The organism is Pseudarthrobacter sp. B4EP4b, assembly GCF_006680095.1.
GTDB lineage: Bacteria > Actinomycetota > Actinomycetes > Actinomycetales > Micrococcaceae > Arthrobacter.
Genome location: NZ_VHIJ01000023.1, coordinates 21,659 through 28,071 on the forward strand (window position 1 = coordinate 21,659; position 6,413 = coordinate 28,071).

At 62.7% G+C, this 6,413-nt stretch carries 7 protein-coding genes; 6 read left to right on the plus strand and 1 reads right to left on the minus strand.

Annotated features, from left to right (window positions below):
• Positions 1-24 precede the first annotated feature (24 nt).
• Together FNL14_RS08510 and FNL14_RS08515 are read left to right on the plus strand one after the other, a co-directional pair.
• Positions 25-426, plus strand: a complete 402-nt coding sequence (locus FNL14_RS08510) for a DUF3054 domain-containing protein (protein WP_142059242.1) — start codon at positions 25-27, stop codon at positions 424-426.
• A gap of 109 nt (positions 427-535) precedes the next feature.
• Positions 536-814, plus strand: a complete 279-nt coding sequence (locus tag FNL14_RS08515) for an Lrp/AsnC family transcriptional regulator (RefSeq protein WP_091419975.1) — start codon at positions 536-538, stop codon at positions 812-814.
• Positions 815-827: 13 nt separating this feature from the next.
• Here FNL14_RS08515 and trpD read toward each other — a convergent pair whose 3' ends face one another.
• The gene (trpD, locus tag FNL14_RS08520) at positions 828-1,886 is read right to left on the minus strand and encodes an anthranilate phosphoribosyltransferase (protein ID WP_142059244.1); all 1,059 of its coding nucleotides are present in this window, start codon (positions 1,884-1,886) and stop codon (positions 828-830) included.
• A 112-nt stretch (positions 1,887-1,998) separates the two neighbouring features.
• On the opposite strand from trpD, the gene FNL14_RS08525 reads away from it, so the two are divergent.
• The 4 genes from FNL14_RS08525 to FNL14_RS08540 all read left to right on the plus strand — a co-directional run bounded on the left by FNL14_RS08525 (position 1,999) and on the right by FNL14_RS08540 (position 6,366).
• The gene (locus tag FNL14_RS08525; protein WP_255470745.1) at positions 1,999-2,673 is read left to right on the plus strand and encodes a heme-copper oxidase subunit III; all 675 of its coding nucleotides are present in this window, start codon (positions 1,999-2,001) and stop codon (positions 2,671-2,673) included.
• An 86-nt stretch (positions 2,674-2,759) separates the two neighbouring features.
• Positions 2,760-3,548 carry a cytochrome c gene (locus FNL14_RS08530; RefSeq protein WP_091419969.1) on the plus strand — a complete coding sequence of 263 codons (789 nt, stop codon included), beginning with the start codon at positions 2,760-2,762 and terminating at the stop codon, positions 3,546-3,548.
• Positions 3,549-3,644: 96 nt separating this feature from the next.
• Positions 3,645-4,718: a ubiquinol-cytochrome c reductase iron-sulfur subunit gene (locus tag FNL14_RS08535; protein ID WP_091419967.1), complete on the plus strand. Its 1,074-nt coding sequence runs from the start codon at positions 3,645-3,647 to the stop codon at positions 4,716-4,718.
• Positions 4,696-6,366 carry a cytochrome bc complex cytochrome b subunit gene (locus FNL14_RS08540; RefSeq protein ID WP_091419965.1) on the plus strand — a complete coding sequence of 557 codons (1,671 nt, stop codon included), beginning with the start codon at positions 4,696-4,698 and terminating at the stop codon, positions 6,364-6,366. The genes FNL14_RS08535 and FNL14_RS08540 overlap by 23 nt, the downstream gene beginning before the upstream one ends.
• The last annotated feature ends 47 nt before the right edge of the window (positions 6,367-6,413 follow it).

Sequence of the window (6,413 nt, forward strand, 5' to 3'; positions counted from 1 at the left end):
GTTGACATTGCTAGGCTCGAATCCATGACTCCTCCAATCCAGCGGCCCGTGCATGTTCTTTCCAAGGGAACCATTGCAGCCGCAGCCGTCACGGACGCCGTCCTGATCCTGGTGTTTGCTGCCGTGGGCCGGGACGCACACCAGCGTGGCGATGTGGTGGTCGGCGTGTTCCTGACAGCGTGGCCGTTCCTGGCCGGAGCGGCCCTGGGCTGGCTGGCCTCCAAAGCCTGGCGTAACCCGCTGGCCGTGCGCCGGACCGGCCTGGCAGTCTGGCTCGGAGCCTTGGCCGGCGGCATGGCGCTCCGGCTCCTCACCAGCCAAACCGTCGTACTGCCGTTCATCATCGTCGCCTTGCTGAGCCTGGGCCTGCTGCTGGTCGGCTGGCGCCTGGTGTGGGCAGGAGCACGCCGGCTCCGGAAGAACTGACGCAGGGCGCGGATGATCCCGCGGGGTCCGGAGCGGAATGTAATAGGCTGGCAGCACCCAGAAGCCTGCCGGGCCCTGCTACGGCGCAACAGATCCGAAAGGATTAAACGTGATCACCGCTTTCGTTCTGATCAAGACCGACGCTGCCCGCATTCCTGAAACTGCCGAAGAGATCTCAGCAATCGAGGGCATCAGCGAGGTTTATTCAGTGACGGGTGAATGGGACCTGATCGCGGTGGCACGGGTACGGCAGCACGAGGACCTTGCCGATGTCATTGCCGACCGGCTTTCCAAGGTGCCCGCAGTGGTCCACACCACCACGCATATCGCATTCCGCGCCTACTCCCAGCACGATCTGGACGCAGCCTTCGCCCTCGGTTTCGAGTAGCAGGCCGCACCCGTCAGGAACGGCTGAGCGACACCCATTTCTCGAGCACCGCGGCAGCAGCCCCGGACCCGATGGATTCTGCTGCCCGAGCATAGGCAGTCCGCATGCGTTCGAGCAATGAACCTTCCGCGCCGGCGTCAAAAGCCACCAGTCCGGCTGCTGCGTTGAGGAGGACGGCGTCCCGGGCGGGCCCCTCCTTGCCTGCGAGGACATCGCGGACAACAGCAGCGTTGGCGCGGGCATCTCCGCCCCGCAGCTGATCCACCGTTGCACGTTGGATGCCGAGGTCCTCCGGGGAGAACACCTGCTCAACCACCCTGCCGTTCCGGATTTCCCAGACGGTCGAGGGGCCGGTGGTAGTGAGCTCGTCCAGGCCGTCATTGCCGCGGAATACCAGTCCCCGGCTCCCCCGCTGGGCCAGGACACCGGCCACCAGCGGCGCCATCCGCGCGTTGGCGACGCCGACTGCCGACGCCTGAACCCTGGCAGGGTTGGTCAGCGGGCCCAGGAAATTGAAGGCAGTAGGAATCGCCAGTTCCTTCCGCGGCACGGCCGTGTGACGGAAAGACGGATGGAACACCTGCGCGAAACAGAAGGTGATTCCCGCCACCTCGGCGTTGCGGGCCACCTGGTCGATGGACAGGTCCAGCCGGACTCCCAAAGCCTCCAGCACATCCGCTGATCCGGACGACGACGACGCCGCGCGGTTGCCGTGCTTGACCACTTTGGCGCCGGCCCCGGCAGCAACCAGGGCGGCCATGGTGGAAATATTAACGGTGTTGAGTTGGTCACCTCCAGTACCGACGATGTCCAGCTTTTCGCCGGAAATCGAGACCGGGTTGGCGTGGGCCAGCATGGCATCCACGAGGCCTGAGAGCTCTTCGACGGTTTCGCCCTTGGCACTGAGGGCAACCAGGAATCCCGCGATCTGGGCTGGTGTCGCCTCCCCGGACATGATGGTGTCCATGGCCCACGCGGTGCTGTCCGCGGTGAGGTCCTTGCCGTTGATCAGGGCCGAAATCAGCCGGGGCCACGTGTTGTCCGCCAATGCCGCAGATGCCTGTGAAGTCACTTGCTGATGCTATCGAGGGATAGCAGCGGCTGACCAATGTGAACCGTCAAGGGAACTTTTCCGGGCGATTTCGCGTCTTTGTAGAAAAAGTCCCCCGAAAAGCCGGTTTGCGTTGGGCAGCACGGAGTTTTACAGACATAATGTCTATGTGACATCTGCGACCCATGCCCCCAGTACCCCGGCGCACCCCACGCTGAACCGCCCCAATATGGTTTCCGTTGGAACCGTAGTGTGGCTCTCCAGCGAGTTGATGTTCTTCGCCGGTCTCTTTGCCATGTACTTCACGCTCCGCTCCACCAGCGGCGAGATGTGGGCCGAAGAGACAGCCAAGCTCAACTTCCCCTTTGCGCTCGTCAACACGATCGTCCTCGTGGCCAGTTCCTTTACTTGCCAGATGGGCGTCTTCGCCGCCGAGAGGCTGCAGCCGCGCAAAACAGGCGGGGCTTTCCAGTTCGCCCGCTGGGGTATGAACGAATGGTTCACCCTCACATTCCTGATGGGTGCGTTCTTCGTCGCCGGCCAGGCCACTGAATACGCGATGCTGGTTTCCGAGCACGTTTCGCTCTCCTCCAACGCCTACGGCTCGGCCTTCTACATGACCACCGGCTTCCACGGCCTCCACGTGATTGGCGGGCTTGTTGCCTTCCTCCTGATCATGGGCCGCTCCTTCGCCGCGAAGAAGTTCGGGCACTTCGAAGCCACGTCAGCGATCGTCACCTCGTACTACTGGCACTTTGTGGATGTGGTCTGGATCGGCCTCTTCCTGGTCATCTACGTCCTCAAGTAGCCAGCTTTGATTCTTTTTCTACAAGAGGCAGAATTTCAGGTAGCGGCTCCCGGAGCCCGCCCAGGATCGAATAAAGGAACCACCACGTGAAGGCACTCTCGCAAAAGCGGCGACACCCACTGGCAGTCATTGCCCTCCTACTGATGGGCCTCCTCATCACTGGCGGGCTGTACGCCGTGGCCACCACCGTCAACGAGGCCAAGGCTTCCACCACCACGTACAGCACAAGTGACGTCGAGGAAGGCGGAAAGCTTTTCGCTGCCAACTGCGCCACCTGCCACGGCATGGGCGCCAGCGGTTCCAAGGATGGTCCGTCGCTCGTGGGTGTCGGCGCTGCCGCTGTCGACTTCCAGGTTGGTACCGGCCGCATGCCCATGCAGATGAACGGCCCCCAGGCGCTGAAGAAGCCTGTTCAGTTCAACGACGAACAGACCCACCAGCTTGCAGCCTATGTCGCCTCCCTGGGCGCCGGCCCGGCTCTTCCTGAGGAAAGCCTGTTGGACGAAAAGGGTGACGCGGCTGCCGGTGGCGAACTCTTCCGCACCAACTGCGCCATGTGCCACAACGCTGCTGCGGCCGGCGGTGCGCTCACCCGCGGCAAGTTCGCTCCCGCCCTGGCCGATGTTTCGGGCAAGCACATCTACGAGGCAATGGTCACCGGTCCGCAGAACATGCCGGTCTTCAGCGATTCCAACATCACCCCTGAGGGCAAGCGCGATGTCATCACCTTCCTCAAGCAGATCGAAACCAACGGCTCCCCCGGCGGCGCTGACCTGGGATCCCTCGGCCCCGTGGCTGAAGGCCTGTTCGTCTGGGTTGCAGGCCTCGGCGTCATTATTGCTTTCACCATCTGGCTGACCTCACGGACGTCCTAGCACTTCCGGAACACCAAACTTCTGCTGACGAGTCAGCAGTTTGATATTAGAAACTAACCCGGCATCCGCCGGGACGAGAGAAGGATGAGGCGAATTATGGGCAACCATAGTGACGGCAGTCCGAACCACTCGGGCACCGTAGCTACGGCTGGTCAGAATGAGGTGGAGAAGTTCCAGGATCCTGGAATTCCTCCGCACCGTTTGCGCCTGGCTGACACGGACCCGAAGGCCGCAAAGCGGGCAGAACGGCAGGTCGCCTTACTATTTGGCATTTCTGTTGTTGGCACCCTGATCTTCCTGGTGGCGTACTTCGCCATCGATCTGGGGGCCGGTGAATCAACGATTGAAAGCATCCGGCTCCAGAACATGCTGCTGGGTATCGGTACCGCGTTCGCGATGCTGGGCATCGGAACCGGCATCGTGCACTGGGCCAAGGCCCTGATGCCGGACCACGAAGTCTCCGAAGAGCGTCACGCGATCCGTTACGAGGAGGACCGCCGCGCCGCTGTCCGGATCGTGGACGACATCGTGGAAGAGACGGGCATCAAGCGCCGCCCGCTGATCCGCAACACCCTGCTTGGTGCCGTTGCGTTGGCTCCGCTGCCCGCAGTTGCCCTTTTCGGTGACCTGGGTCCGCGTCCGGACAATAAGCTCGCACACACCATGTGGGCCCCCGCGGACGGAAAGCTCAAGCGCCTCGCCCGGGACCCTGACGGGACCCCGATCAAGGCATCCGATGTCACCATCGGCTCAGCCTTCCACGTCATTCCGGAAGGCCTCAACGAACTCCACGAGGGCAAGCTCAACGAAAAGGCCAAGGCCGTTGTGCTGCTCATGCGCCTGGATCCCGCTTCCCTGAACCCTTCCGAGGGCCGCGAGGACTGGGGTTACAACGGCATCGTTGCCTACTCCAAGATCTGCACCCACGTCGGTTGCCCGGTTGCTCTCTACGAGCAGCAGACGCACCACCTGCTGTGCCCGTGCCACCAGTCCACCTTTGACCTCACTCAGGAGTGCAAGGTGATCTTCGGCCCCGCCAGCCGGCCTCTCCCCCAGCTGCCCATCGCAGTTGACGACGAAGGCTACCTGGTCGCCACCAGCGACTTCAAAGAACCTGTAGGACCAAGTTACTGGGAGCGTGATATGCATGAGCGCAGCATCAACAGCTGAGCCCGCTTTCGTCGCCAAAACCAAGACAGGCCGGTTCACCGACTTCGTCGATTCACGTGTTGGCGGTTCCGGGATCCTCCGCGAATTCGGCCGCAAGGTCTTCCCCGACCACTGGTCCTTTATGTTCGGCGAAGTGGCCCTGTACTCCTTCGTCATCCTGCTGCTGTCCGGCACCTTCCTGACATTCTTCTTTGATCCGTCCATGGCGGAGACGCACTACGACGGTTCGTACGTGCCCCTCAAGGGCGTTGAGATGTCAGTGGCCTACAGCTCGTCCCTGGACATCTCCTTCGACGTGCGCGGCGGCCTGTTCATGCGCCAGGTCCACCACTGGGCAGCACTGCTGTTCGTCGCTTCCATCGCCGTGCATATGCTGCGCGTCTTCTTTACCGGAGCCTTCCGCAGGCCCCGCGAGATGAACTGGGTGGTGGGCAGCGTGCTGCTCATCCTGGCCATGGCTGCCGGCTTCACCGGCTACTCCCTGCCCGATGACCTGCTGTCCGGAAACGGCCTGCGCATCATCGACGGCGTGATCAAGTCCATCCCGGTCGTGGGAACCTACATCTCGTTCTTCCTCTTCGGCGGGGAATTCCCGGGCACCGCCATCATCGGCCGCCTGTACATGCTGCACATCCTGCTTGTCCCGGCACTGATCCTGCTGATGATCGTCCTGCACCTGTTTATGGTGGTCGTCCACAAGCACACGCAGTACCCCGGCCCGGGACGCAACGACAATAACGTTGTGGGCTACCCCCTGGGCCCCGTCTACGCAGCGAAGGCCGGCGGATTCTTCTTCATCGTCTTCGGCGTGCTGGCCCTGATGGCCGGTTTCTTCACGATCAACCCGATCTGGAACTACGGTCCGTACGACCCCTCCCCGGTGTCCGCCGGTACCCAGCCCGACTGGTACATCGGATTTGTTGACGGCGCGCTGCGCCTGATGCCCGGCACCTTGGGTAACTGGCACGTGGAGCAGAACTGGTTCGGCTTCGTCTTCACCTTCAACGTCCTGCTTCCGGCCCTTGTGCCGGCCGGGATCCTGTTCACGGTGATGTTTATGTACCCGTGGATTGAGCGGTGGATCACCAAGGACGACCGCGAGCACCACGTGCTGGACCGTCCGCGCAACGCACCGACCCGTACTGCAATCGGTGTTGCCGGCTTCATCTGGTACTGCGTGATGTGGGCTGCGGCCGGTTCCGACCTCATCGCCACCCACTTCCATGTATCGCTCAACGACGTGACGTACTGGCTGCGTGCACTGTTCTTCGTCGGGCCAATCATTGGTTTCGTCGTCGCCAAGCGCGTGGCCCTAGCCCTGCAGCGCAAGGACCGCGAGATCGCCCTCCACGGCCGGGAGACCGGACGTATTGTCCGCCTCCCGCACGGCGAGTTCATCGAGGTACACGCGCCGCTGGACGAGTACAAGCGTTACAAGCTGGTGGGCTTCGAATCTCCCGAGGTCCTGCCCGCTGTTCCCAACGAACACGGTGTGGTGACGCGCAAGGAGAAGCGCCGCGCGTTCCTCTCCCGCTGGTTCTTCGAGGACCGTGTTGCCCCGGCCACCCCGGCTGAGCTGGAAGCTGCCCACGGCCATGGCCATGCGGCAGTCGAAGCACCCGAGGAAGCCAAGAGCCTGAGCCACTAGGCCCAGTCATTCAGCAAAGAGAAGGCCCGGTCCATGAGGACCGGGCC